The organism is Myxococcus eversor (assembly GCF_010894455.1).
Classification (GTDB): domain Bacteria; phylum Myxococcota; class Myxococcia; order Myxococcales; family Myxococcaceae; genus Myxococcus; species Myxococcus eversor.
The window spans coordinates 92,308-118,787 of the sequence record NZ_JAAIXY010000029.1 but is presented as its reverse complement, the minus strand read 5'-3'; the positions used below and the strand labels follow the sequence as shown (position 1 = coordinate 118,787).

24 protein-coding genes are annotated in these 26,480 nt (G+C 70.2%); 19 read left to right on the top strand and 5 right to left on the bottom strand.

What is annotated here, in order from left to right:
- The first annotated feature begins 63 nt into the window (after window positions 1–63).
- The 7 genes from G4D83_RS40910 to G4D83_RS40880 all read left to right on the top strand — a co-directional run bounded on the left by G4D83_RS40910 (window position 64) and on the right by G4D83_RS40880 (window position 7,784).
- A complete protein-coding gene (locus G4D83_RS40910) occupies window positions 64–1,392 on the top strand; it encodes a hypothetical protein (RefSeq protein WP_163870374.1) in 1,329 nt (442 codons plus the stop codon).
- A 33-nt stretch (window positions 1,393–1,425) separates the two neighbouring features.
- Window positions 1,426–2,538, top strand: a complete 1,113-nt coding sequence (locus G4D83_RS40905; RefSeq protein ID WP_163870373.1) for an XdhC family protein — start codon at window positions 1,426–1,428, stop codon at window positions 2,536–2,538.
- Between the two features lie 365 nt (window positions 2,539–2,903).
- The gene (locus G4D83_RS40900) at window positions 2,904–3,497 is read left to right on the top strand and encodes a nucleotidyltransferase family protein (RefSeq protein WP_163870395.1); all 594 of its coding nucleotides are present in this window, start codon (window positions 2,904–2,906) and stop codon (window positions 3,495–3,497) included.
- A 148-nt stretch (window positions 3,498–3,645) separates the two neighbouring features.
- On the top strand, window positions 3,646–3,990 hold the full coding sequence (locus tag G4D83_RS40895) for a hypothetical protein (RefSeq protein WP_163870372.1): 345 nt from the start codon (window positions 3,646–3,648) through the stop codon (window positions 3,988–3,990).
- A gap of 67 nt (window positions 3,991–4,057) precedes the next feature.
- The gene (locus G4D83_RS40890; protein WP_163870371.1) at window positions 4,058–4,633 is read left to right on the top strand and encodes a YqgE/AlgH family protein; all 576 of its coding nucleotides are present in this window, start codon (window positions 4,058–4,060) and stop codon (window positions 4,631–4,633) included.
- Between the two features lie 185 nt (window positions 4,634–4,818).
- Window positions 4,819–6,081, top strand: coding sequence for a hypothetical protein (locus G4D83_RS40885; RefSeq protein WP_163870370.1), 1,263 nt, complete (start codon window positions 4,819–4,821; stop codon window positions 6,079–6,081).
- Window positions 6,082–6,299: 218 nt separating this feature from the next.
- On the top strand, window positions 6,300–7,784 hold the full coding sequence (locus G4D83_RS40880; protein ID WP_240357101.1) for a sensor histidine kinase: 1,485 nt from the start codon (window positions 6,300–6,302) through the stop codon (window positions 7,782–7,784).
- Here G4D83_RS40880 and G4D83_RS40875 read toward each other — a convergent pair.
- Window positions 7,781–10,534, bottom strand: coding sequence for a winged helix-turn-helix domain-containing protein (locus tag G4D83_RS40875; protein ID WP_163870368.1), 2,754 nt, complete (start codon window positions 10,532–10,534; stop codon window positions 7,781–7,783). The two genes, G4D83_RS40880 and G4D83_RS40875, sit on opposite strands and share 4 nt — an antisense overlap.
- Before the next feature lie 518 nt (window positions 10,535–11,052).
- Here G4D83_RS40875 and G4D83_RS40870 point away from each other — a divergent pair.
- Window positions 11,053–11,310 carry a hypothetical protein gene (locus G4D83_RS40870; RefSeq protein ID WP_240357100.1) on the top strand — a complete coding sequence of 86 codons (258 nt, stop codon included), beginning with the start codon at window positions 11,053–11,055 and terminating at the stop codon, window positions 11,308–11,310.
- A 30-nt stretch (window positions 11,311–11,340) separates the two neighbouring features.
- On the opposite strand, the gene G4D83_RS40865 is transcribed toward G4D83_RS40870, so the two are convergent.
- The 3 genes from G4D83_RS40865 to G4D83_RS40855 form a co-directional block, all read right to left on the bottom strand.
- The gene (locus G4D83_RS40865) at window positions 11,341–12,189 is read right to left on the bottom strand and encodes a hypothetical protein (protein WP_163870366.1); all 849 of its coding nucleotides are present in this window, start codon (window positions 12,187–12,189) and stop codon (window positions 11,341–11,343) included.
- 138 nt (window positions 12,190–12,327) lie between these two features.
- The gene (locus tag G4D83_RS40860) at window positions 12,328–13,149 is read right to left on the bottom strand and encodes a TIGR02452 family protein (protein WP_163870365.1); all 822 of its coding nucleotides are present in this window, start codon (window positions 13,147–13,149) and stop codon (window positions 12,328–12,330) included.
- A 155-nt stretch (window positions 13,150–13,304) separates the two neighbouring features.
- Window positions 13,305–14,156 (bottom strand): hypothetical protein, encoded by an 852-nt coding sequence (locus tag G4D83_RS40855; protein WP_163870364.1) that lies wholly within the window; start codon window positions 14,154–14,156, stop codon window positions 13,305–13,307.
- A gap of 202 nt (window positions 14,157–14,358) precedes the next feature.
- Between G4D83_RS40855 and gstA the strand changes: the two genes are divergently transcribed.
- From gstA to G4D83_RS40825, 6 genes are all read left to right on the top strand, one after another.
- Window positions 14,359–14,967: a glutathione transferase GstA gene (gstA, locus tag G4D83_RS40850; protein WP_163870363.1), complete on the top strand. Its 609-nt coding sequence runs from the start codon at window positions 14,359–14,361 to the stop codon at window positions 14,965–14,967.
- Window positions 14,964–15,323: a VOC family protein gene (locus tag G4D83_RS40845; RefSeq protein WP_163870362.1), complete on the top strand. Its 360-nt coding sequence runs from the start codon at window positions 14,964–14,966 to the stop codon at window positions 15,321–15,323. Before gstA ends, G4D83_RS40845 begins: the two co-directional genes overlap by 4 nt.
- A gap of 235 nt (window positions 15,324–15,558) precedes the next feature.
- The gene (locus tag G4D83_RS40840) at window positions 15,559–16,617 is read left to right on the top strand and encodes a UvrB/UvrC motif-containing protein (RefSeq protein WP_163870361.1); all 1,059 of its coding nucleotides are present in this window, start codon (window positions 15,559–15,561) and stop codon (window positions 16,615–16,617) included.
- A gap of 151 nt (window positions 16,618–16,768) precedes the next feature.
- Window positions 16,769–17,053 (top strand): hypothetical protein, encoded by a 285-nt coding sequence (locus G4D83_RS40835; protein WP_163870360.1) that lies wholly within the window; start codon window positions 16,769–16,771, stop codon window positions 17,051–17,053.
- A gap of 150 nt (window positions 17,054–17,203) precedes the next feature.
- Complete coding sequence (locus tag G4D83_RS40830) at window positions 17,204–18,598, top strand: ammonium transporter (protein ID WP_163870359.1); 1,395 nt, start codon at window positions 17,204–17,206, stop codon at window positions 18,596–18,598.
- Window positions 18,599–18,775: 177 nt separating this feature from the next.
- Window positions 18,776–19,813 carry an alpha/beta hydrolase family protein gene (locus G4D83_RS40825; RefSeq protein WP_163870358.1) on the top strand — a complete coding sequence of 346 codons (1,038 nt, stop codon included), beginning with the start codon at window positions 18,776–18,778 and terminating at the stop codon, window positions 19,811–19,813.
- A 3-nt stretch (window positions 19,814–19,816) separates the two neighbouring features.
- On the opposite strand, the gene G4D83_RS40820 is transcribed toward G4D83_RS40825, so the two are convergent.
- Window positions 19,817–20,494: a GNAT family N-acetyltransferase gene (locus G4D83_RS40820; protein ID WP_163870357.1), complete on the bottom strand. Its 678-nt coding sequence runs from the start codon at window positions 20,492–20,494 to the stop codon at window positions 19,817–19,819.
- 162 nt (window positions 20,495–20,656) lie between these two features.
- Between G4D83_RS40820 and G4D83_RS40815 the strand changes: the two genes are divergently transcribed.
- The 5 genes from G4D83_RS40815 (at window position 20,657) to G4D83_RS40795 (ending at window position 26,418) form a co-directional block, all read left to right on the top strand.
- Window positions 20,657–22,717, top strand: a complete 2,061-nt coding sequence (locus G4D83_RS40815) for a serine/threonine protein kinase (RefSeq protein WP_163870356.1) — start codon at window positions 20,657–20,659, stop codon at window positions 22,715–22,717.
- A gap of 60 nt (window positions 22,718–22,777) precedes the next feature.
- A complete protein-coding gene (locus G4D83_RS40810) occupies window positions 22,778–23,581 on the top strand; it encodes a hypothetical protein (RefSeq protein ID WP_240357104.1) in 804 nt (267 codons plus the stop codon).
- A 15-nt stretch (window positions 23,582–23,596) separates the two neighbouring features.
- Window positions 23,597–24,421 carry a hypothetical protein gene (locus G4D83_RS40805; protein WP_163870355.1) on the top strand — a complete coding sequence of 275 codons (825 nt, stop codon included), beginning with the start codon at window positions 23,597–23,599 and terminating at the stop codon, window positions 24,419–24,421.
- A gap of 124 nt (window positions 24,422–24,545) precedes the next feature.
- Window positions 24,546–25,040: a nucleoside deaminase gene (locus tag G4D83_RS40800; RefSeq protein WP_240357099.1), complete on the top strand. Its 495-nt coding sequence runs from the start codon at window positions 24,546–24,548 to the stop codon at window positions 25,038–25,040.
- Between the two features lie 61 nt (window positions 25,041–25,101).
- Complete coding sequence (locus G4D83_RS40795) at window positions 25,102–26,418, top strand: hypothetical protein (protein WP_163870354.1); 1,317 nt, start codon at window positions 25,102–25,104, stop codon at window positions 26,416–26,418.
- The last annotated feature ends 62 nt before the right edge of the window (window positions 26,419–26,480 follow it).

Genomic DNA, 26,480 nt, shown 5'->3' with positions numbered 1-26,480 from the left:
GCTCTTCCAGCGAAGCCTGTCCGCCGCGTCGCCAGCCGACGCGAGCAAGGCGTCGTCTTCGCGGTGTCCTTCCTGTTCCTGCTCGCCCTGGAGGCGCTGTTCCGCCGGTTCACGCCGGACGGGCTGCGCTTCCAGGCGTGGAACTCCGAGCGGATGATGCAGACGCTGTCGCTCCGGGAGCTGCGTGAGGAGCCGGTGCGCTCGCTCTGGTACCTGCACATCCAGCCTCCCCTGCTGGACGTGTTCCGCGCCGTGCTCGCCTGGGTCCACGGCGCGCTCGACAGCGCGGCGCTGGTGGACGCCGTGGACCGGTGGACCTATGTCGCGTGGGCGCTCGTGTTCGCGGCGACCGTGACGCTCGTCTTCGCCTGGGTGTATCGGCTGGCGGGCAGGCCGGCTGCGATTGTCGGCGCGGGGGTGACGGCGCTGCACCCGGGGGCCCTCGCCTTCGCCACGTTGCTGGACAGCACCGCGGCCAGCGCGCTCGCCTTCCTGTGGTTCTGCTTCGAGCTGTGGAAACTGAAACGGGAGGGCGGCTCCATCGCCCGGCTCGCCGCCGCGTCGCTCGTCCTCTTCTTCGTGCGCTCCATCTTCCAGTGGCCCTTCTTCCTGCTCGTGGCCCTGTGCCTCGTGCTGAGGAGCGTCCCCCTGCGACGCGTGGGGCGGTACCTCGCGGTGGTGACGCTGTTCGCGGGGCCCTACGTCGCCAAGCAGCTCGCGCTGTTCGGCACGTCGATGACGTCCACCTTCGACGGACTCAACCTCTGTCGAGCCATCGGCCAGGGAGAGCCAGACCTCGGCGGCGTGCGCCTGCCTCCGCATGTGCTGCCCGCCTCCCTGCCCTCTCCTTCGAGCGCCGCCGTGCTGCGCCAGGACGAGAAGCTGGGGGGTTACTACAACTACAACCACCTGGATGCCCTGCGCTACTCGGTGGGCTTGAAGTACGTGTGTCGTCGGGCGCTGCTCGAACAACCCCTCTCCGTGACGCTGGCCTCCTTCGCGGAGAATGCCTCGCTGTATGGAGAGCCCTCCAGTCGCTACCAGCCCCATGTCCTGGTGGATCGGCTGCCGTGGCGCGAGCCGCTCGACTTCGTCTTCTCCTCGCCCATGCTCTGGCTGCTGCTGCTCGTCACCGGGGTGCCGGCCTTGAAGAGACTCGAGGACCGGGCAGCGTGGCTCCGTGTGGCCGGGCTGGTGCTTCCCGTGTTGTTCGTCGTCGTGGTGAGCATCCTGTTCGAGAAGGGCGAGAACATGCGGTTCAAGTACTTCATCGAGCCGGTGCTCCTCGTCTTCCTCTGCGTAGAGGGTTCTCGACTCGCCGCGCGGGTCCTCGCACGGTTCTCGACAGACGCCGTGCCGGTGAAGCCCCACGACAGCTCCGTGGTCCGTTGACGCTCGCGCCTCTGCTACGATGAGCGGCGGAACATGAAGGACCTGGACGCCATCCTCCGCGCTCGCGCGCACTCGCGAGGCCCCTGGGTACTGGCCACGGTGGTCGCCGTGTCCGGTTCGTCGTACCGCAAGCCCGGCGCCCGGATGTTGATGGGCGAGGACGGCTGGCTCGCGGGCGGCGTGAGCGGCGGATGCCTGGAGGCCGACATCGTCCGCAAGGCGTTCTTCTGGACGAGCACCGGGCCGCGCGTGCTGCGCTACGACTCGACGGGCGAAGGCGCCGAGGACGAAGGAAGCTTCTCCTTCGCGCTCGGCTGCAATGGAGTCGTGGACGTCCTGCTGGAGCGCTGCGAGCCGGGCCCCGTGGATGCACTCGCGTTCGCGGCCGAGGCCCGGAACCTGGGACGCCGCGCGGTGGTGGCCACCGTGTATCAGGGGCCGACCCACGCCGTGGGTGCTCGACTGCTGCTGCGCGATGACGGGCTGGAGGCCGGGCACATCGCGGGCCCCCTGGGTGACGCTGTTCGCGAGGCCGCCCTCGAAGCGCTGGAAGTGGGCCGCACCTGGAGCGGGCCGTGCGGCGGGGCCGATGTGCTGGTGGAGGTGGTGGAGCCGCCTCATTCGCTGGTGCTCTTCGGAAGCGGCTTCGATGTGGCCCCTGTGGTGACCCAGGCCGCGGGGCTGGGATGGCGGGTGACAGTCGTCGCCGACCGCCCCACGGAGACACTGCGGCGTCGCTTCCCCCTGGCGCACGCGGTGGTGTCCGCGAAGGCGCGCGATGCCGCGGCGACCGTGCCGCTGTCTCCCCGGACGCTGGCGGTGTTGATGACGCACAGCCTGCCCCAGGACCAGGAGCTGCTGGCGGGCCTGCTGCCACGCGCCTTTCGCTACCTGGGTGTGCTGGGGCCTCGCTCTCGCACGGACAGGCTGCTCGCCGCGCTCCCCTCCACGCCCGGCGCGGCGATGCAGGAGAAGCTCCACGCGCCAGTCGGCTTGGACCTGGGCGCGGAGGGGGCGGAGGAGATTGCCCTCTCCATCGTCGCCGAGCTTCAGGCCGTCGTCGCCGACCGCGAAGGCGGGAAGCTGCGCGAACGACAGGCCCCCATCCACACGGCGGCGACGCCTCCCGTGCGGAAGCTCGCGTGACGGGAGATTCGAAACCGGGCGCTCCCGTCCCAGCGGGCGCGGACAGGCACGAGGAGCAATCGCATCCACGGACACGCCTCTCGTCGGCCGCCGTTACTCCACCACGCACGACCGAGCGCGAGCAGCAGTCGCCGCCACGGACAAGCCTCGACTCAGCCGCCGCGGGCACTGAGAGCGAACAACGGGCAGCGCCTGACGCCCATGACGCGGCCTCCCGCTCGGATGACTGTGTAACCGGACAAGGCGCTCCAGATGTGGGCGACCCCGCCCTCACTCGCACGACGGGGGATGAGGTGTTGCTGGCGGCAGGCGATTCCTCTCGCCTCGGGCATCCCAAGCAGCTCATCGACCACACTCGCACGACGGTGGGTGTCGTGTTGCTGGCGGCGGGCGGCTCCTCTCGCCTCGGGCATCCCAAGCAGCTCGTCGTCCACGAAGGAAAGACGCTGATTCGTCGCGCCGCGGAGGCAGCCCTGTCCCTCGGTGGGCCCGTGGTCGTCGTCCTGGGTGCTCACCGGGAGGCCATCGCCTCGGAGCTGAGCGGACTCCCCGTTCGACTCGTGGTGCATCCCGACTGGGCGCTCGGGCCGGGCGGCTCACTGACGGCGGGACTCGCTGCGCTGCTCTCGGCACCCGAGGCCCTCACGCCCGCCGTGGACGCCGTGCTCGTCATGCTGTGCGATCAACTCCGCGTCGGCGCCGCTCACCTGAAAGCACTCGTGGCCACGTGGCGCGACACCGGTGCTCCCGTCGTCGCCTCCGAGTACGACGGAACGCGCGGAGTGCCTGCCCTGTTCGCTCGCTCCGTGTTCGACGAACTGGCGTCACTCTCCCCCGAGCAGGGGGCGCGCGGTGTGATTGCCCATCAGCCCTCGCGCGTCGTCACCGTCCCACTTCCAGGTGGCGACGAGGACGTGGACACACCCTCCGACCTGGCCCGCCTGAAGTCACCAGACTGAATTCCAAGGATGGCGGTGCCTACGCCACCCTCGTGAGCCAGGCCTCCGCATCCCCCGCTCTTACAGTCGCCCGCTGTTCAACCTATGCTGTCCCGTCGCGGCAGGTGGAGCGCGGCGCGCATCCGCTGTCGACACCGGGGGAGGCCTCATGCAGGGGAAGGACAAGGAGACACTCGTCAAGGTGGGCGTGCTCGTCCCCATCGGCATCCTGCTCGCCCTGGCCACCATCGGCATCGTCATCGGACTGGCCGGGTGGCTCCTCAAGTACGGACTCATCGCCCTCGGCATCTACGTCGTCTTCGTGCTGACGCTGCGCTGGCTGCACGGTGGCAAGAAGCAGCGCGACCTCTCCGAAGCGGACCAGCTCACCGCGTCCTCGCGCGAGAAGACCGAGCGGCTCGAGGACATCGACCCCGCCGTCGCCCTCGCCCGCTTCAAGGCGGAGCATCAGGCGGAACTCCAGCAGCCAGCCCCGCCGCCTCGCAAGCCGTGAAGATGGCGGCCTCGACAACGACGCCGCCCACGCGTCGGTACGCCATCATCCGTATGAGCGCGGCGACGTGAGGACCCTGGTCCGGAGACACGGAGCGTTGTTGTGGCTCCTCGCCGCGCTGTCGATGCTCGTGCTCTTTCCCCGCATCATCGACGTGCTCAAGGCGCTGGAGCACGAGCCCGTGGAGTTGAAGCCGGGCGCGCTCCTCGTCTCCCGGCCCGGTCGCGTGTCGGGCGCCTTCGACGAGACGGTGGTGTTGCTGCTGGATGCGGGCCCGGCGCGGAGCACCTGGGGACTGGTCCTCAACCGCGTGCGCACCCACCAGAACCAACCTCTTCCCGAAGGCGTGGACCGCTGGGGTGGCCCGGTCAGCACCGGACATCGCACCACGCTCACGCTGGCCAACCCACCACCCGAGGGAGCCCAGCCTCTGCTCACTGGCCTGTCCTGGTACGAGGGAAGCCGTGAGCCCCGCCTGCCCGTCGGCAGCTCGCTCACCTTCGAGGGCCTGTCGGTCTGGGCGCCCGGACAGCTCGAGGAGGAGCTCGCCCGAGGAGGCTGGTGGGTCACCGAAGCCCACGCGACGGACGTCTTCACCGCTCCGGGCTCGCTGTGGGTGGAGCACGCTGCTCGACACCTGTGAGGGCGTGACGCACCCACGCCTCCTCCGCCGGAACAGCCCCGCTCATGGGGCACATGGACTTCGTCCAGTCTGGATTCGTCGTCCTTCGGACACTGCTGCAATGCGGCGAAGTCGGTACGGCTTGGGATGGACATGCCCCGTGGCTACCTCCCTGGGGCCCCACGCCTGTCCCCGCCGGTGTCCCCATGCGCCTACTCCGTTCCGCTCCCTCGTCCCGCCTTTTCTCCATCCTGGCGTTGGCCACCGCTCTGGCCTCCGCGTCGGCCCAGGCTCAGCCCGCTGCCACTCCGCTGGAAGACAACCGCCGCATCACCCTGGGCTACATCGAACTCGCCTATGAGGTGGGCGCGGTGCTGGACCCGACGCTCCAACCCGGTGGCGCCAGCGCCGTGCGACCCAACTGGTTCACCTTCGCGCCCCATGCGTCACAGACAGGTGGCGAAGGCATGCTGGGCACGGCCATCGCCCGGCGCGTCATCGCCGCCGCGCGCGGACAGCCCTCCTTGTCCGTCCTTCATGCGCTCCAGCGCGTGGGACTCGACGCCCAGCTCCGCGTCGCGCCGGAGCAACTGGGGTTGGAGTTGGTGTTGCGCGGACTGCCCATCGACGTGGCCGCCTCGCTCGCCTCGCTCATCACCTCCCTCAACAGCGCGGCGCTGCTCGACGTGCGCACGCTGACCGCCACCGCCGCGCGCTTCGCCGCGCTCTACTGGAGTGCTCCGGGCTTCTGGCCGCTCGACAAGGCGGAGAGCATCGTCGTGACGCTGGAGCGCACGCTCCACGAGGGCAACCTCGCCATCTTCAATGACATCGGCGGCTCGGGTCAGCTGTACATGGACTGGCGCGCGGGAGCGGGCGCGGTGACGCCGGAGCGCGTGCTCGCGGAGTTCACGCTAGTGGACGCGGTGCCCGCGCAGGCCTCGCAGGCCTATGCCTACGCGCTGGCGCACGCGAACGACGTCCCGCGTCCCTACCTGTTCGACCAGGTCTTCCCGGGCATGCACTACAAGAGCCTGCTGGTGGCCGCCTTCGCCCTCTACGAGAAGGCCCGCGTGGCCCCGACGGCGGCAGCACGCGACGCGCTGGTGGCCATGGGCAACAACTACATCGCCTGGCGCGAGCAGCACGACATGGCCCAGCCTGTCTTCTCGCCTTCGGTGCAGCAGCCGGACGAGGTGTCGCGTGTCGCGCTGCTCCAGATTCTCACCCCGCTGCTGCGCACGGAGTTCGGCACGGTGGTCTGGAACTACGCCGACTATGCGTACAGCCAGCCGGACCGCGATGGAAATCCCCTGACGTCGCCGCCCACCGAGTACAACTGGGCCCTCTTCCCGGACCGGTGGAACGGCATCCTCTACGCCTTCGACCAGGCGTACCTCCAGCCCACGGGCCTGTGGGTCATGCCGACGCCCATCGAGGACCCGACCGCGCTTTCAGGCGGGTCCTGAGTCGCATGTCCCGCCCTCCGCGCGGAGCCAGCCGGAAGAGGGGCCGAGGCAAGGGTCGGTGGATGGCCCGGCGTGCCGACGCAGGGCCGCGTCACGATTCTCCAACCGGAGGAGGCGACTTGACGCATTTGGAGCGTCAGGGGACGGTTCAGGTCTACATGAACTCCGCGCCGTCCCCCGTGTCTGGCCCCCCGAAAGACACCTCACACGACACGCGAGTGTTGCCTGCCGTCGCCGCCGACGAAGCAGGGCTCTCCGCCGATGCGCGCCTGTGTGTGCTGCGCGAGATGATGAGCGAGGCGTTCCTCTCTCTCGACGCCCAGGGGCGCATTCGCGAGGTCAACGGCCGCGCCGCAGCGCTGCTGGGCCTCCCCGCCGACCAGCTCCGAGGCCAGGAGCCCTGGGTCGCGGAGCCCGCGCTAGCGGGCACCTCGCTGCATGAGCGGCTGATGACCGCGCTCGCCACCCGCGAGGGAGGACGCTTCCTGGCGGAGCTGCCCTCGCGCACCTGGCTGGACGTGAATGTCCAGGTGGTGGGCGAGGAGACGTGGGTGCTCGCCGCCGACATCACCCGCCGCCAGCGCGCGGAGAACGAGGTGGCCCGGACCGAGGAGCGCTTCCGTCAGCTCGGCGAGCGTTTCCAGGTGGCCCTGGACTCGGCGCAGATGGCCGTCTGGGAGACGAACCTGGCCACCGGACAGGTGTTCCGCTCGGAGGGGCATGACCGGCTCTACGGCTATCCCCATCCGCTGGCGGAGTGGACCCACGAGCGCTTCATCGAGTCGCTTCACCCCGACGACCGCCCCGGAGTCCAGGCGCAACTGGATGACATCTTCGCGGGCAAGATGGATTCGTACACCTCCACCTTCCGGACGTACTGGCCGGACGGTACGTGGCACTGGCTCACCAGCCGGGCCCGGGTGTTGCGCGACGCGACGGGCAAGGTGGTGGTCTTCCGGGGCGCCCTCCTGGACATCACCGCGCTGAAGGAGACGGAGTCCGCGCTCCAGGAGGCGGTGCGCACGCGCGACGACTTCCTCTCGCTCGCCAGCCACGAGCTGCGCACGCCGCTGACGTCGCTGCGCCTCCAGGCCCAGTTGCTGCAACGCATGGGGGAGAACACGCCCATGGAGACGCTCGGCGCCCCCAAGGTCCAGGCGAAGCTGGGGGCCACCGAGCGGCAACTGCGTCGGCTGAGCGCGCTGGTGGACAACCTGCTGGATGTCAGCCGCATCCGGACCGGCAAGCTGGACTTCCACTTCACCGAGGGAGACCTCGCGGCCGTCGTCGGCGACCTCGTCGCGCGCTTCACCGACGAGGCCCGTCACATGGGCGTGCAGCTCAACGCCTCGGTGGAGGGGCCGATGATGGGCCGCTTCGACCGGCTGCGGATGGAGCAGGTGGTGAGCAACCTCCTGTCCAACGCCCTGCGCTACGGCTCCGGCAATCCGGTGCACCTCTCGCTCACGCGCTACGGCGGCACCCTGCGGCTCCAAGTCAGAGACAGCGGCCAGGGCGTCCCGGAGAAGGACCGCGAGCGCATCTTCGAGCGCTTCACCCAGGGCGACAACGCGCAGCGGACCGGGGGCATGGGGCTGGGCCTCTACATCGTCCGGCAGATTGTCGAGGCGCACGGCGGGCACATCCGCGTGGAGGATTCGCCCGGCGGTGGCGCGACCTTCGTGGTGGACCTGCCGCTCTAGCTCGCGCCGGGCTCGTCGCGCACGAAGGCGAAGCCCCGAGGCACCTCGAGCCGATAGCCCGGGTCCTCGAACACGAGGCGCGCGCCGGTGCCCTCCAGCATCTCCCGCAGGTGGCGCACGTGGACGCGCAGCGCGTTGTCGTGCAGGCGCGGGTCATGGTCCGCCTCCCACATGGCCCGCACGCACGCCTCCTTCGACAACGTGCGCCCCGGCTGCCGGGCCAGCGCGTACAGCAGGCGGCGAGGAAGCACGCGCTTCGCCAGAGAGACAGTCTGTCCTCCCGCGCGCAGCGCATGGTCCCTGGCGTCCAGCACCACGGCGTTGGACGCGGCGGCGGGTGCTTCGACGGCGAGGTGGGAGCCATCGGACGTCACCACCCGCAGCGAGGCGAGCGTGCGCGCCAGCTCCGGAATCAGCTCCGGGTCCGCCGCGCCTTCCGACGCGGAGCGCGCCGCCGCCTCCAGTGAAGTCCGGGCCTCGTTCGCGCGCTCGGAGAGCCGGTGCAAAAGGGCCCGGGACAGGTGGGCCAGCGCGCGCTCCAGCGCGTAGTCCTCTCCTCGCGCCAGGGGCTCCAGCGAGGCCAGCAGTCCCTCGGCGCGCACGCTGTCACCCGCGGTCGCCGCGGCCAGCGCCGCCAGGGCCCGCTGCCGGGCCGCCACGCCCGGGCGCACCTCGCGAGGCTCCACGGCGGAGGGCCGCTCCACCTGTCGCAGCACGTCCGAGGAACGGGCGGCCTCGGCGGCGCGAGCCAGTCCCTCGGCGCCGCGAGCGCGTGCATCCGCCGCCGCCTCATCCAGCAGCGCCAGCCCCTCCGCGCGACGCCCCAGCTCCAGCAGCATCCGGCCCGCGCAGACGCGGGAGAGGTGGTGGATGAAGAGATAGCCCCCCTGCTCCGCCCGGCCGGCCACCTCTCGCAGTCCGGCCAGCGCGGCGCGACGCTCCCCCCGCTCTCCGAGCACCAGCGCGGCGATGCAGTCCAGCTCCAGCGCGAGCCTCGGCGCGCCCAGCTCTCCCAGCCGCTCGCGCGCGCCATCCAGCGCGGCCTGGGCCTGCGTGAAGCGCCCCAGCCGACTGAGGATGCCCGCGGACATCGCGGCCACCAGCGGCCCGCGCGAGTTGAGCGGCGCGCCCTCCAGCAAGGACAGACACTGGCTCAGCGGCTCCTCGAGCCCCTCGTCCCGCCCTTCAATCCAGCACATCAGCGCGCGGGCATAGGCGCACCAGCCGAGTACGCGTTTGTCCTCGGATGCGGCGCACGCGGCGTCCAGCATCTCCAGGGACTCGTCCAGCCGGCCCTGGAAGAAGCGCAGCGCGGCCCAGGCGAGCAACTGCTGGAGGAAGACCTCCGCGTCGCGCGGCATGGGCATGGCCGTCAGCGTCCGCTCGCACGCGTCCAGCTCCAACGAGAAGAGGGCCACCCGCACCAGCACCGTGCCCACCTGCTCGCGCAGCGCCGCGTCCGCTTCGTCCCCGAGCGAGGCGCGCAGCGCCAGCAGCTCCGAATAGGCACGGCGCAAGTCCAACAGCCGAACCTGGGCCCGCGCCCTGGCCAGCCCCACGTCCGGCGTGCGCGGCATGGGCGGCAGCGAGCCCAGCAACGTCAGCAGCTCACCGGCCGCGCCCTGCCGCACGAGCGCCTCCGCCTGCTCGACGATGAAGGCCCGACGCTGCTCATGGCGCCCCAGGGCCTGGAGATGGCGGCACATCGCGCGCACCCTCACCACCTCCGGCAGCGGCTCGCGCTCGAGCAGACGCAGGAGCGCCTCGTGCGCGGCGCGCGCCTCGTCGGCATCCAGCAGCGTCTGGAACGCCTCGCGCACCAGGTCATGCACGCCGTGGCGACCGCGCGCATCCGTCTCCACGAGGAGCCGCGCACCCAGCCTTCGCAGCGCCTCGCTGGCGGCCTCCCCGGGCAGCACCTCGCGCAGGGCCGAGGCGGGCAGCGGCAGCTCCGACAGGGACAGCACGGCCGCCACGTGTCGCTCGTCTGGAGGCAGCGCGGCGAGGGCCGCCCGCACAGGCTCCTCCACATCCGCGTCATTCGCGTGCGCGCGGCGAAGCAGGAACGGCACGCCTCGCGAGCGGGCCCACGCGGCGGCGAAGCCCTCCCGGGAGCCGTACAGCGTGTCCAACTGACGCCACAGCAGCTTCGCCGCGGCCTCCGGCAACCCATCCAACCGCAGCTCGAAGCGGTCGGGGCTCGCGGCATGGCGCGGCACCTCCTCGCGCGAAGTCGCCAGCAGCGCGCCATGGCGCAGCCGCCCGCCGAGCCCCTCCACCAGCGCCAACCGCTCCTCCGGCCTCAACACGTGCAGGTCATCCAGGACGAACAAGGCCCGGCGCGCTTCCAGCTCCCGCGCCAGATCCTCCAGCCGCGAGTCGTCCGACAAGGCCTGCGCCACCGGGGCCTCGCGCAAGAGGCGCCGCGCGTCGTCGACCACCGCGTCCAGCGTGTCGCCGGGAGCGATTCGGCGGTGGACGACGGGCCCTCGATGCTTCGCCGCCACGGCCGCCACCAGCGCGGACTTGCCCACGCCCGGCAGGCCATAGACGACGCCGGTGCGCACCTTCCGCATCAGCGTGCCCAGCCGCTGGAGCTCCTGCTTGCGCCCCACGAAGACGGCGGGCGGCCCCAGCCCTCGCGGCGTGACGGCCCGCGTGCCCTCCTCACGCGACACGCGGCTCGCTCTCACGGCCGTGCCCGCGGCGCGCCTGCGCCGACTGCGGTGGGAGGGCGTTCCGGTGGGCATGGGCGACCTCGGGCCGGCTCAGGAAACGCCCCCTGCACACCGCGCTCGCTTGCCCTCACGCAGGGTGAGAAGCGTCGGATGCAGCGTCTCGGGGCTCACCGCGCGGCCAGGTCTCATGTACCCCAGCCTGACATACCCTCGGGTCCTATCCCTATGTCCGCCCATGGACAGGTGAGGGCCCGCGCCTACGCGGAATCCACCCACCCTGTGGGGCAACCCCAGACATCGTGTGTTTCAGGGTCACTCCGATTTTTCACAATTTGTCGCCCTCCGAGAAGGAATTGGCGCGCGAAGAGAAACAACTCGAAGTGAATTCGCGCATCATTCTCCAGCTTCCCGATGGCCAGAGAGCAAGCAGCCTCACCTGGTCAGCGCGCCATTGGGTTTTCCGTCCGGAGGGCGCTCCGATGTGGATTGAGACCATCATCATGCCCCGGGAAGAGCGAGGGCCCCGAGCGGCCCCGCCCCCCCGAGACAGGCGGGCTGTCCTGCATGCCGCGGGAGAGGAGAACCGTGCCTTGCGGGACGCGGTGACGGGCTTCCTGAGCGCGCACCATCTGCTGGGTGCGGTGAAGTGGATGAGCGAGCCGGGCTTCCTTCCCCTCATCACGCTCCACTGTACGGAGCGGGCGCTGGAGAAACTGCGCGAGGCGGCGGAGTTCGCCGTCGGTTGCGCGTCACCCGTGGATGCCTATCAGCCGCTGACCCGCACGGAGCCAGAGCTGTCCACGGAGTCGGTGTCCATGGGCGTGCCCGTCTTCGCCCGCTACCCCTGACGTCGCGGCGCCGTCTCCGGCGCCCACCCCTCACGCCTGGGCCGTCGCCGCGTCCGACTCCAGGAGGAACGCGCCCAGCTCCAGCACGCGCTCCGCCACCCGCGCCGCATCGCTCGCGGAGGTGAAGAGCCAGGTGAGGGCCTCCTCCGAGGACTCCGCGCCAGCCATCCGCCGCACCCACTCGGGCGCGCCGTCCTCTCCAGGCGGGTGTCCTTCCTCGGCGGCCCGCAGCCAGTCACGAGCGCCCTGACGAAGCCGCTCGGCCTCGTCCGCCGTGAAGACGAGCGCCGCCGTGTCGCCATGCGCCGCCGTCCTCGGGTGCACCCGGCGCAGCGCCTGTACGAGCTGGTGGGCCACGCCCGTCAACGTGACTTCGTGGAGCTGGCTGCTCGTGTCCCCCACCTCGCCCCGGCTGCGCAGGACGACGTTGCCCATGAGCGCGGTGTAGTGGAAGGCCTCGCGTCCGGTCTTCTCGTCGGTGGTGAAGACACTGGCCTCCCGGCCGAGCCACGTCTGCGTGCGCTCCGCGCCCACGAAGCGGGCCTCCCCCACCGCGACCTGGAGCGTCGCCATGGAGACGCCGCGCGCCTCGCATACCGCTTCGGAGAGCATGCCGGTGGCGAGGAACTGGTGGTACGCCGCCAGCGCCTCCCACTGGGTGACGTCGAAGTCCACCTGCCACCCGGACCAGCGCAGGACGTCCCCCACGATGCCCGGACTCGCGGCGGCGCCCCCCACGCCGCGCGCGAAGTCCTCGAGCACCGACAGCATCCCCGCGGGGCCGACGAGGACACGGACGGTGCGAGCATCCCCCGCGCGAGAGACCCATGACAGCCCTCCCGCGCGCGCGGCGACGTCCGACGCCCAAGCCACACCCACCGGCGATTCCCCCGGACCGCCCCAATCCCCTCGCATCGGCTTCCCCCTGAAGTGAACGCTTGAGGGAGTTGTCTTCCAAACCGGGGCTGAGGTGGAATTAAACCGAGTTAAATCCGCGCCCGCGCCACGGGCCTCGCGTCAGGCGAAGTGCTCGCGGAAGGCGCGCAGGTTGGGCCCGTCTCCGCCCCGCTCGTACACCGCGAACACCACGCGCTTGAAGGCGCCGGGCAGCGCCGCCAGCGCGAGCGAGAAGGCGCTGGCCGCCTCCGCCGGCTCGTTGCGGAAGACGCCGCACCCCCACGCGCCCAGGACGAGGACCTCGTGCCCATGGTGCGCCGCCACCTGGAGTACCTTCAGCGCCCGCGCTCGCAATACGGCGTGGACCTGGGGACGCACCTGGGGGTCCACGCGGAGCGCCTGGCCGGCATTGGGCGCGGGCGCGGTGAGCACGGAGAGACAGAAGGGCTGCTCCATCAACTCCAGCGAGTCGTTCCGGAAGAACGGCACGTCCGGCGAGTAGATGAGGTGGTCGGTGTACAGCATCGAGCGCTCGGCCCGGTTCGAGTCGTAGTAGTCCCGCTGCGACAGGAGGCACGGGTAGAGCGCCGAGCAACGTGCCAGGTCCTCCTCCTGCGCCTTCGCGCCGCCCAGGAAGCCACCTCCGACGTTCTTCGCGGAGGCGAAGTTGAGCGCGGCGACCCGCGTCTCGCCCTCTTGCTCCACCAGGCGCCGCGCGGCCTGTCCCGTCTTCTCGCTCGTGACTTCCAGGCGAGGCACCCGGGGCTCCAGGCCCCGCTCGCGAACGGAGAGCCGCTCGAAGTCGCCGGGGCGATACAGCACCGTCCCGCTCACGGCGCGCTCCACCAGGTTTCCCATCGAGACGTGCCGCCCCGAGGGCGTGACATACGTCCCCTGCTCCGCGATTCGCACCGTCTGCCGCGCCAGCTCCTTCAACGACATGACCCGCTCCTGACAGACCTCCGCCGCGAGACGGCGGCAAGGCTTCATGTACAATAAACACGAACATACCAGCCTGTCCTGACATTCGCCGCGCACGAAGGCCGCGCGAGCCGCCGGCCCAGGGGAGCAACCCGGGCCGGCGGTGACGACGGGTGCTACTCGCAGCCGACGCGCTGGGTGCGGCTGACCACCAGGTTGTCGATCCACGTCTCGGAGGCGGACGGGCCCTGGGGATGCACGAAGCCGTAGCCCACGAAGAAGTTGTTGAAGGAGCGCATGCCGATGTCGGTGAAGTCGTGGGCCAGCGAGCCATCCACGTAGACGCGCGCGTTGCCGTGGGTGCTCGACGCGGTGGGGCGGCGAACCTCCCACTCCAGACACACCCAGCGGCCAGCGGCCATGCCCAGGGTGACGGGCGGCCCCTGCCGGTTCCAACCCTGCCCCGCACGGGCGGACCAGTCATCGAGCGCGAAGCCCGTGTCGCGGATGACCTGAAGCTCGATGCCGCCGAAGTCCGAGTCCCTGTCGGAGAAGAGCACGAAATAGGTGCCCATCTGCCCCTGGTCGCCGGGGAAGGACTTCATGAAGACGTGCGCGCGCACGAAGAGCTGCGTCTCGAACGCGGGGATGGTCCGCATCCATCGGGCAATCGCCTCGCCCTCGCCCTGCTTCTCGTCGATGCCGTCCTCCGTCACCACGTGCAGCGAGCGCGTGCCGGTGTGCGGCTTGGTGCCGTCCGCCTCGATGGTGGAGTGCGTGTGCGCGACATCCCAGCCCGAGGAGCCGTTCTCGAACGTCTCGCAGATGAGCGCGCCGGACGGGCAGGTCGCGGTGCCCGTGCCGCCGTCGCTCGGGTCGCCACCGGCGTCGGTGCCCGAGTCGGTGGGAGTGGAGCCGCCATCCTGGGAGCCGGAGTCGGGCTTGTCGTCGTCATCACCGGAGCACGCCGGCATCACGCCCCACGCCAGCAACGCGACGGGCAACAACAGAGTGACTTTGAAGCGCATAGGGTCCTTCCAGGTCGGGCCAGGGCCCGGCCGAGTCTGAGCGAAAGAACTACCACTCCGAGCATGGCCCCGGCAGCGGGGCCCCTCGGACCCAGGAGCCAGGCAACCTGCCAGGCCCGGCCTCTCGAAAGGGTGGAATCCCTCCTCGGGAAGGTGCACAACTGCGCGCGCGTCGAACCCCACACGTGAGGAATCCGCTCCCATGAAGCTCTTCTACTCGTCCGGTGCCTGTTCGCTGTCCCCGCACATCGTCCTGCGTGAGGCGGGCCTGAAGTTCGACATCGAGAAGGTCGACCTGCGCTCCAAGAAGACCGAGACCGGCGCGGACTTCTTCGCCGTGAATCCCAAGGGCTATGTCCCCGCCCTCCAGCTCGACAACGGCGCGGTGCTGACCGAGGGCCCCGCCATCGTCCAGTACCTCGCGGACCAGGCGCCCGAGGCGAAGCTGGCCCCGGCCAACGGCAGCCTGGAGCGCTACCAGCTCCAGGAGATGCTCAACTTCATCGGCACCGAAATCCACAAGTCCTTCGGCCCCCTCTTCAACCCGGCGTTTCCGGACGAGGGGAAGAAGATCTCCAGGGACCGGCTCGCCACGCGCTTCAAGACGCTGGACGCGCTGCTCTCCAAGCAGTCCTTCCTCATGGGTGAGCAGTTCACCGTGGCGGACGCGTACCTCTTCACCGTGCTGAACTGGACCAAGCCCATGCAGTTGGACATGGAGCCGTTCCCGGCGGTGATGGCCTACCACGCGCGCGTCGGTGCTCGCCCGAACGTGCAGGCCGCGCTGGTCGCCGAAGGCCTCGTGAAGTGATTCCGGCCTTCGTCAAGCTGCTCGTCTCGGACCTGACGCGTTCGCTCGCGTTCTACGAGGCGCTCGGCTTCGAGCGGACCCAGGCGGAGCCGCCCTTCGTCCGCCTCCAGTGGGCGGGCGCGGTGGACGTCTACCTCGTCGCGCCTCCGACCCAGTTGCAGTTGGAAGGTCGGCGGGGACTGGGCGTGCTCGTGGGCTTCCGCGTCGAAGGACAAAGCGGCCTGGACGAGCTGCTCCTGCGGGCGCAGGCGCAGGGGGCCGTGGTGGAGGGCCCCGCCATCCAGCCCTGGCACACCCGGGAGGTCATCGTCACCGACCCGGACGGCTACCGGCTCAACTTCATCGAGCCCGCGTAGCGCCGCCGGACCTGGAGGGCTTGCAGAGGCCCTCCAGGAGCAGGTCGAACAAGGACCCGCCTCGGCGACGAGCCACGAGCCCTTCCACGCTCGCCTGGGTCCTGCTTCTCGGGGAGGCCCGTCCGCTCCCCGGTCAGGCGCGGGAGGCCCTCCAGGGTGGATGCGGCACGTCGCCCTTCCCCAGGTGTACGGTGAATCGTCCTCTGGCCCGCATGGGCCACGCCCGCGCTTCACGATGTCTTCCCGCGTCGCCTCACTCCTCGACCACGTCCGCGCGCATGCGGAGAACCGGCCCGGCATCTACCGGATGCTGGGGCCCTCGGGCGAGGTGCTCTACGTGGGCAAGTCCGTGCGGGTGCGCTCGCGGCTGCTCTCCTATTTTCGCGCGGAGCCCGGCGACAAGGCGGCGGACATCATCGCCCACGCGCATCAGGTGGAGTGGGAGCACACGCCCAGCGAGTTCGCCGCGCTGCTGCGCGAGCTGCGCCTCATCAAGTTCCACCGCCCGCTCTACAACGTGGAGCACAAGCGGGACAGGGGCCACTGCTTCCTGCATCTCACCCGGGAGGCCGTGCCCCGCCTGCACGTCGTGGGGCGCGTCACCGGCGCGAGTGGCGACTACTACGGCCCCTTCCAGGGACAGGGCGCCGTCTCCGACGTGGTGCGCGCGGTGAACGACTTGCTCGAGCTGCGGGACTGCGCGGCGGACACGCCCATGCGCCTGGCCAACCAGGGGCAGCTCTTCCCGCTGAAGCAGGAGCCCCTGTGCATGCGCGGCCAGCTCTCCCGCTGCCTCGCGCCCTGTGCCGGCGGCTGCACCCATGAGGAGTACGACGCCCGCATCGCCCAGGCCCGCGCCTTCCTGGAGGGCACCTCCGACGTCCCCCTCACCCTGCTGCACGAGCGCATGGCCCTGGCCGCCCGGCGCCTCCAGTTCGAGTACGCGGCGGAGCTGAGGGACCGCGCGGAGCGCCTGAAGAACCTCCGCGAGTGGATGGTCTCCCTGGGCCGGACGATGAAGCGACTGTCGTTCGTGTACACGGTGCCGGGCCACGCCGGAGAGGACCGCGTCTACATCCTGCGCCGGGGCAGCGTGCGAGACGAGCGAGCCGCGCCGCGCACGCCCGAGGAGCGCGAGGCCCTGGAGGCTCGCGCCCGCGAAATCCTCGAGCGCCCGGAGCCCGAGACGCTCGGCCTGCGCGCCCACGAGGCCCAGGAGGTGATGCTCATCGCCCGCTGGTTCCACCTCCACCCCGAGCAGTTGGAGCAGGCCTCACCAGCGCCTCCCGCGTGAGCCGCGCGTCCTCACCGACTCCTATGTCCGCGTAGGACTCCACGCGGGGATGATGCGCGCCGCGCCGGCGGGTACGTCCACGTCGCATGGCGAGCGCGCGTCAGGGCCACCGGGTATGACTGCGCCCATTTCCTTCAAGGGAGGATGGGACATGAAAGCCAGGCTCTCGATAGCCACCCTCGTGGCCGGCCTGCTCGCGTCGTCGGCCGCGTGGGCCGCCGTCACCGTGCGCTACTACAACCGCGACTCGCGCGACTACACATGGACAGCGGTGTGCAGCGGCGTGCGGACCACCGTCTCGTTCGGCAAGAGCCAGACGGCCTCCGTCACCATCCAGGGTGCGCGCCCCTGCACCATCCAGACGGACGGGGGCAACGTCGTCCTCAAGGGAGGCGAGGACCTGGACATCAAGGATGGCCGCATCACCGTGAAGTAGACGAACCTGCATCCAGGCCAGATTCCTCGATATTTATCTCAAATCACCAGGAATTTAGCCCTGCTCCATGACCTATAAGACTCCCGGGCGTTGAATCTGGCCCACATCGGCCCCATACTGCATTGCGTCAGTCTTCCTTGGGGTGACGCGATGAAGAAGTGGTTGGCACTGGCCCTGCTGGTGGGAGTGGGCGTGGCGGGCATGTTCGTGACGCCGGCGGCGCAGGTGAAGCAGGGGGGCCCCATCAACCCGGCGGACACGGCGTGGATCCTCACCGCGACGGCGCTGGTGCTGTTGATGACGCCGGGCTTGTCGTTCTTCTACGGCGGCATGGTGCGGCTGAAGAACGTCGTGTCCACGCTGCTGCAGAGCTACATCGCCATGGCGGTCATCAGCCTGCTCTGGGTGGTGGTGGGCTTCAGCCTCTGCTTCGGTGACAGCCTCCACGGCTTCATCGGCGACCCGCGGACGTTCTTCATGTTCAGCGGCGTGGGTGGGGAGACGCACCCGGACCTGGCACCCACCATTCCCCTGCTGCTGTTCGCGCTGTTCCAGCTCAAGTTCGCCATCATCACCCCGGCGCTCATCACCGGAGCCTTCGCGGAGCGGGTGCGCTTCAAGGCGTACGTGCTCTTCATGGTGCTCTTCACGCTGGTCATCTACGCGCCGCTGGCGCACATGACGTGGCACCCGCAGGGCTTCCTGCGCCAGTTGGGCGTGCTGGACTTCGCGGGCGGCACGGTGGTGCACATGTCCGCGGGCTTCGCGGCGCTGGCGGGCGCGCTGGTGCTGGGGCGTCGGCAGGTGCATCTGGAGAACGCGTCGCACACGCCGGCCAACCTGCCCTTCGTGATGCTGGGCACGGGCATGCTGTGGTTCGGCTGGTTCGGCTTCAACGCGGGCTCGGCGCTGTCCGCCTCGTCGCTGGCGACGCTGGCCTTCGCCACCACCAACACGGCGTCCGCGGCGGCGATGCTGGGCTGGATTGCCTTCGACTGGCTGCGCAACCGCAAGCCGAGCGCGATGGGCGCGTGCGTGGGCGCGGTGGTGGGCCTGGTCGCGGTGACGCCGGCCGCGGGCTTCATCACCGTGGGGCAGAGCATCATGGTGGGCCTGGTCGCCAGCTTCGTGAGCAACGCGGCGGTGCACTTCAAGAGCCGCACGTCCATCGACGACACGCTGGACGTCTTCCCCTGCCACGGCCTGGGCGGCGTGGTCGGCATGGTGCTCACCGGCGTGCTGGCCAAGGACGTGGGGCTCATCCACGGCGAGACGAAGACGTTCTTCATGCACATGGTGGCGCTCGCGCTGGTGTCCGCCTTCTCGTTCATCGGCTCGTACCTGCTCTACAAGCTGGTGGACCGAATCGTCCCGCTGCGCGTCACCCGCGAGCAGGAGGAGCAGGGGCTCGACTTGAGCCAGCACGGCGAGACGATGGGCGAGTCGACCATTCTCCCCGCGCCGCACGCCGCCTCCAGCGAAGCTCCGGCCACGCCTCCGGTGACCGCGGCGACGCAGGGCTCCACGGCTCCGCTGCCCGCTTGAGCGGAGCGAGCGCGCAGGCCCCTTGCTCACAGGCGTGGCGAGGGGCCCGCGCACGTCTACCGCAACACCTTCGAGCTGCTCGGCACGCGGAGCTTCTGACGGTGCGACCGGACGCGTGTCGGCCCGCGTCACCCTCGGACGCTGCAATCGAAGTCCGGTTCGGACGATAAGGAGGCCATGAAGACTTCCGGACGACTCAGCGGCACCGCGCTTCCCAGGGCCTTCGCGCTCGCCGCCCTGCTCGTGGCGGCCTCCGCTTCCGCCTCCGCCATCCGAGGCGTGGGCTACCGCGAGCTGGCCTTGAAGGACCCGGTGAACGGCGGGCCCCTGCGCGGCGTGGTGCTCTATCCCGCAACCCAGCCCTCCAAGCCCATCCCCATGGACCTGCTCCAGCTCGACGCGAGCAAGGACCTGCCGCCCGTCTCCGGACGCCATCCGCTGGTGCTCATCTCGCACGGCCACATGGGCACGCGATGGGGACACAGCGACCTGGCGTCGGCGCTCGCGCGCAAGGGCTACGTCGTCGCCTCGCTGGACCACGCGGGCAACACGCATGGTGACGGCGCTCGCTCGGGCACGGACGAGGTGTTCCTGGGACGCGCGTGGCAGGTGCGGACGCTGTTGGACTCGGTGCTCGCGGACGCGACGCTCGGCCCGCTCGTGGACCCGGCGCGCGTGGGTGCCATGGGATTCTCCATGGGTGGCTACACGGTGCTCCTGCTCGGGGGCGCGTCACCGGACTTCGGCAAGCTCGGGCCCTACTGCGAAGAGGCCGCGCACGCGAAGAGCGTCCTGTGCACCGAGATGAAGGTCGTGCGCGCCGTCCGTCCCGAGCTGCGCGGCGGAACCCATGAGCCGCGCATCCGCTCCCTCTTCGTCATGGCGCCCGTGGGCGTCTTCTTCGACGGGGCCGGACTGAAGGACGTGAAGGTGCCCGTCCGGTTGTACTCGGCGGAGCAGGACGAGGTGCTCGACGGCGCCGCCCAGGCCATCCGGGTCCGCGACGCACTGCCCCAGCCTCCCGAGTACACGCAGGTGCCCAAGGCCGGGCACTTCGTGTTCCTGGCGCCGTGCCGACCGGAGATGGCGAAGCACACCCCGGAGATTTGCGTGGACCCGCCGGGGGTGGACCGCGTGAAGCTGCACCGCCAGCTCGGCCAGGACGCCGAGCGCTTCTTCAGCCGCACCCTCGCGAGCCCCGCGAAGGCGCCCTGACGCTCAGCTCCCCTTCTTCGCCGCGGGAGCGCGACCCTTGCGCGCGCCACCGCGCGGCGCGGGGGTCTCCGGCATGGGCCCGGTGTTGGGCGAGGTGGCCTCGCCCTCGGTCGCCTTCGTCCGGCGCTTGATTCGACGCGGCGGAAGCAGCTCCGGCTCTCCCGGCACCTTCTGCGCGAGGAAGATGGCGGCGTCGAGCTTGTAGAACGTCCGCGCCCGGTACCACGCCAGCGCGGCCTCGTTGTTCTCCGCCACCTCCAGCACCAGGTGCGTGCAGCCTCGCGTGCGGGCCAGATGCTGGAGCTGATCCAACATGAAGCTGCCCACCCCGCGCCCCTGGTAATCCGGGTGCACCGCGAGCTCCTCCACGAAGAGGGGTCGCATGCCGCGCTTCTCGAACCAGCGGGGGTTCACCCAGTTGTCGTCGCCGGTGGCCTCGAAGGCGCACTCGGAGTAGCCGACGATGACCCCGTCCACCTCGTAGAGCAGCTGCTCAATCCACTCGGAGGTGTAGACCTCCATGAAGCGGCGCTTGGAGCGGGGGCGCTGGTACTCGACCGTCTCGCGGTTGACGTCGCGGAAGACGAGCTTGAGGAACTCCCAGGTCCGGTTGAGGTCCCGGCGATGGATGCGGCGGACGCGGACCTCGAGCAAGTCCTTGGGGGGCGCGACTTTCGTCATACAGGCTGCCTCCTTAGCAGGCTGGCGGAAAGCCACCAGGGGTTCTCACCGCCCAAGAGGGCCTCCGTCCGGAATCCCGCCTCGTGAGGGTTGCTAGAGGGTGGGGTGGGAGGATGGAATGGGGAGGAACACCCCTGAGAATCCCGTGCGAGCCACAGCCCCATGAATCGACCGTCCGACGGTGACCTGTCCATCGATACGGTCCTGCGCAATACCTACAAGGTCCTCTCCATCCTGGGGCGAGGAGGAATGGGCTCGGTGTACCTGGCCCAACACCTGCGCCTCCCGGGCAAGCAGGTCGCGGTGAAGGTGCTGCGCGGTGGAGACCACCTCACCGCCGAAATCTTCGCGCGCTTCCGCCGGGAGGCGGAGATTGCCTCCCGGCTGGGCCACCCCAACATCGTCGAGGTGCTCGACTACGACACGCTGGAGGACGGCACCCCGTTCCTGGTGTTGGAGTTCCTGCGCGGAGAGAGCCTCCAGTCCCGACTGGAGCGCGGGCGGCTGCCCTTGCACGACGTCTACTCCTTCACGCGGCAGATGGGCTCGGCGCTCCAGGCCGCCCACGGCGCGGGCATCGTCCACCGCGACTTGAAGCCGGCCAACGTCTTCCTGGTGCCCACGGACTCCGGAGGCGTGGTGGGCGAGCGGCTCAAGCTGCTCGACTTCGGCATCTCCAAGGTCCTCGACTCCGGCACGGTGCAGACGCAGGAGGCGATGCTCATCGGCACGCCGCAGTACATGTCGCCCGAGCAGGCCCAGGGCAGGAATCGCGAGATTGACGCCCGCACGGACATCTTCGCGATGGGCTGCATCGTCTACGAGATGATGACGGGCACGCCCGCGTTCGGCGCGGGGGGCATCGCCCAGATGATCTTCCGCGTCGTCTACGAGCCGGCGGCGCCGCTCGCTCCGCTGTGTCCGGAGGCCCCGGCCCACGCCATCGCCGCCGTGGACAAGGCCCTGTCCAAGCGCATCGAGGACCGCTACCCGGACATCGCCTCCTTCGTGGAGGACCTCACCGGCAGCCCCCTGCACACGCTCAGCCCGGCCGCGGGCTCCCACTCCGGGCAGCCGCGCCACACCGGCTCGCCGTCCGGAATCGCCCTGCCCTCCGAGGGCCCGCCCTCGCTGTCCAACACGCTGGCGCCTGGCAGCGGACGCAAGGGCCCCGACACGGGCCGCGAGGGCTTCGAGGACACCATGGCCCCGGGCAGCAGCGGGAGCATGGGCATCGTCCCGCCCGCCGCGCCCGTGGGGTTCGCCGCGGGAGGCACCGGGCAGATGGGGCTCGTCCAGCCCGCGGGGTTCGCCGCTGGAGGCACCGGGCAGATGGGGCTCGTCCAGCCCGCGGGGTTCGCCGCCGGGGGCACCGGACAGATGGGGCTCGCCCAGCCCGCCTCACCTCGGGCCGCGCCCTTGATGGACCCTCCGGGGTTGGACCCCACGCTCATCTCCCAGCAGGCGCCGGCCCTGCCGCCGCCCGTCGCGCCCCAGAGCTACCTCCCGCCGTCCCCCACCCTGCAGCCCGGCGCCGTCCAGCCCGCGAGCGCCGCCGCCGTGGTCCACCCGGTGGCCATGCCTCCCCCGTCGGTACCGAAGAGCCGCGCTCCGGTGGCCGCGCTCATCGTGGCGGCGCTCGTCGTCGTGGCCGGAGGCGGCTGGTGGTTCACCCGTCCCCAGCCCACCACGTCGACCGGAGGCACCACGCCCCCGCCGGGACAGCCCGTCGCCACGGGCAACCAGGGCACCACTCCCCCGCAGAACGCCACGGGCACGCAGGGAAGCACGGGCACCCCTCCGACCGTCGTCGCCACCGGCAACCAGGGCACCACGGGGACGCCTCCGTCCACCGGAACGCCGACGCCGGTGGACCCGCCTCCGGACGACCCCAGCGGTGTGGCGGCGAAGAACCCGCCCCCCTCCACGCGTCCTTCCACCAGACCCGAGCCTTCCGAAAAGCTCTCTGACGAGGTGCGGCAGCTTTTGGCGGACGCGGAGCGTGCTTTAAACGGGGGGGACACCCTGGAGGCCATCCGTCTGGCGCGCAGCAGCCAGCGGCGGGAACCCAAGGTCATCCCTCTGGCGTCTTATTCGCTGCTCACCCGGGCTTTCTGCCGGCAGGGAGACCTGAGCAACGCCAAGGCCCAATGGCCCAAGGTCCCCCGGCTGGAGCAGGCCCGGGTCCGGAAGTATTGCAAGCAGCACGACATCGAGTTCTGACACATGGCGCCGTCCGGATGGGACGGGCCCCTGCCTCATGAGGTGAATCGCTTGAGAAACATGGTCGCGGTATTCGTCACCACGCTGTTGCTGGGGGCCACCTCCAGCCTCGCGGCGTCCCCCGTTGAAGCCGGCAAGGTGTACTCCGGCTCCGAGGGCGAGGAAGTGGCCGTCGTGCCCCTCAGCCCGCGCTCGTCCAAGAAGTACATCCTGCGTGTGCAGGGCACGGGCTCCGAGCTTGACGGCAAGGTGCTGCCCTTCGAGCTCAAGGACTGGAGCACCAACAGCACCGAGCAGCACAACTATGTGACGCAGTGGAAGGGCCGGGGCTACACGGTGCTGTACATGCGCAACTCCAGCTACGAGCTGAACGTGCCGGGGCGCGCCAAGGAGATTCGCGTCTCCTTCGACGAGAAGCGCACCAAGGCGCTCAACGCGGAGGAGGTCTACAAGCAGCACCAGAAGCAGCAGGCGGACGGCACGCTGGAGAAGCTGATGGCGTTCGACCGCAAGGGCGAGATGGCGCGCCACGACAAGGACTATGGCGCCACGCTCCAGGAGATGAACAACGCCTGTGGCACCTCCGTGGCGGCGAGCATCGACTGGAGCAGCATCACCGACGACCAGCTCAAGGAGCTGAGCATCAGCGGCTACTGTGAGCCCTCGCTCAGCGTCCTCAAGGACCTGTGCACCGTCTCCAATGTCGCCAGGCAGACCGTGAAGGAGAAGGTGAAGCAGGTGAGCTGCCGCCTGGGCGCGAGCCTGGAGCCGAAGTTCGACGCCCAGCGCCTCATCTGGACCACCTCTCGCGACGCCTCCAATCAGGAGACGTTCGCCAAGAAGTTCTACAAGACGAACCTTTAGTCCGAGAGACCTCAGATGAACTTCCAGCGTATCGCCGCCGTGGCGGCGTCACTCGCCTGTAGCGCGTCCTTCGCCGCCGAGACCCTCCAGCCCCCCTGGGGCAAGGAGGAGAACCTGGGCCAGAAGATGATCATGGAGGCCACCACCGTCTGCACCGACGGCAAGGGGCACTATTCCGTCGTGAGTCCCGACGACGATGAGCGCGGTCGGGACGTGCTCTACTACGGCGACGGGAAGACCTTCTTCGAGGTGCCCGCGCTGCCGTACACCTCCGGCACCAACTTCCTGGAGCCGCGCTTCTTCCGCAAGGACTCCAACCCCAACTTCCGGGGCCAGGACTGGCGCGTCGTCTCCGAGGTGGACTACGACCGCAAGGAGAAGACCTGCGCGGTGCGGTGCGGCGAGAAGAACGTGCCGCTCACCATCATGGCGCCTGGCGAGGCCGCGGAGCTGCTGCGCAAGGCCACGTATGCCCCCAGCCCGCAGCAGTTCGCGCCGTATGCGCTGCTGCGCGACACCAAGGGCAACTACTACTTCGTGGACAAGGGCATCCGCACCACGGACCAGAAGAACTACCGCGTCTTCATCGGTCCGCGTGGCGCGCTCAAGCCACAGAAGATGACCAACGTCATCTCCGACTCGGAAGGTGAAATCTTCTCCACCAAGAAGGGCGACCTCCGGCTGGTGTTGGACAAGGCGAAGTCGTCGGTCTGGATTGAGAACACGAAGAAGTCGCTGGAGCTGCGCCAGGTCCCCGTCGAGGAGAACCTGCCGCTCATCTACAACGACCTGGGCGTGTACGAGGGCATCCGCCTGGGCACCCCCTGCGACGACCAGTAACCGCTGAACGTGCCTTGGGGAGCTGGACTCGCATCCAGCCCCCCGGGGACACACGGCGCGGGTCGAGGAGCCGACGTCCCTCCTCCCCGTGGAACCGTGGCGCTGTCCCGGGTGCATCGCTAGGTTGCCGCCCCGAACCGGAGGCTGGCCCATACGTCCCGAGGAAACCCGATTCCTGCTGCGGTCCATCGAAGCGGCGCGCCGTGCCAGGGCGCGTGGGGACCAACCCTTCGGAGCGGTGCTGGTGGACGCGCAGGGCAACGTGCTGCTGGAGGGCGAGAACACGGTGGCGACGCAGCGGGACTGCACGGGCCACGCGGAGTCCAACCTGATGCGGGACGCGACGAAGCGCTTCGCGCCGGAGGTCCTCGCGGGTTGCACGATGTACGCGAGCACGGAGCCGTGTGCCATGTGCGCGGGCGCCATCTTCTGGGGCGGCGTGCGACGGGTGGTGTTCTCCCTGTCGTCGGTGGAGTTCGCGAAGCGGGTGGGTACGGCCCGGGGTGGGCTCGCCATGTCGTGCCGGGAGGTCTTCGAGCGGGGCAGCAGCCCCACCGAGGTGGAAGGCCCCATCGCCTTGCAGGAGGCACGAGACGTCCACGCGGGCGCCTGGGACTGACTCAAGGGGCCGTGCCGCGCTTGCGTGGTCCGCGCGGTTGCGGGAGCCTGACGCCGCCGCCGTGAACCTGCCCCGCTACTTCATCCCCCACGCCGCCACGCCACCGGAGCCCGTCCAGTCGGACGCCTCCGAGATTGCGCACGTGGTGGACGCCTTCCGGCTGGACTCGAATCATGTCCTGGAGCCGGAGTGGCTGGTGGGCTTGGATGCGCTGGGCGGACTCCACGTGGTGCCCGCGAGCGAGCGGGGCCTGTTGCCGGCCGCCGCGCGCGCGCAGCTCACGCACCACGAAGTCGCCTCCGGGCGCACGCCTCGGCACATCGCCGCGTCGGAGCTGTTCTTCTTCTCCATCGAGCTCGTCGAGCATCCCGCGGACGCCGAGGGATTCAACGACCCGGTGTACCTCTACGGGCACCTGTCGGGTCCGTGGCCGGGCACCTCGCCGCAGCGCGTGCCGGGGCAGCTCACGGTGACTCGCGGAGACATGCTCGCGGGGCTGACGCATGGGGCGGCGGACGCGTTCCACTACGCGCAGACACCGGAGAGCGCCACCGCGCCTCGTGGCTATGTCGCGCTCTTGCCGGGAGACCGACCGGACGTCATCGCGCAGGGACAGGGGTTGGTGCTCGCGTGGCCGTCGGTGCCGCCGGAGCTCCAGATGGGCAATGCCTCCAACGGCCCCATGGTGGCGCGCATGCTCCACGACGTGCTCACCCAACTCCAGGAGGACGCGGGGGCGAACCGTGGACCGGAGGCGCTGGCCCGGATGGAGCTGCCCGTGCCCAGCCGCGCCATGGCCATCGCCGAGTTGGAGCTGCGCGGGTACGAGGTGAAGGGCGACGTGGCCATCCTGCGCCGTCAGCACCCGGGCCTGCTCACGCGCATGGCGGAGTGGCTGCGCGCGGAGAAGGTGAAGATTCCTCCGGAGGCCAGTGCGCCCGCGTTCCTGGAGCTGGCGCGTCAGGCCCTGGCCGCGCTGCCGGGGTGGCCCACGGAAGCGGAGCGTGCGCTTCGCTCGCGAGTCCGCGCGGGCGGTGGCACACCCGTGGTGTCGGCGCCGCGAGTGACGAGCCCCGCGCCCCAGCGTCCCCTGCCCCCACGCGCGCCGCCCAAGCCTCCGCGTCCGAGCGACTGGATGCAGGACTTCCTGAACGCGCACGCGGCGGCGCATCCCGAAGCGGCGAAGCCCCGGCTCACCCGTGCGAAGCCGTCAGCGCCACCGCCTTCGGCGCGGCCCGGGACGCCCTCCTGGATGGAGGACTTCGGAGCGAGGCCACGCCCGGCGGCTCCCTCGGCGAAGACCCAGCGTGAGCCGTCCCCGCCCTCTGCGCCGGGGGCCGCGAAGAAGCCCGACTGGATGTCCGACTTCGAGGACTGAGGGCGCCTTTCGCGAGGGCGTGGAACCCCGCCGGAAGGTGATAGCCTCGCCCCCCCAACCTG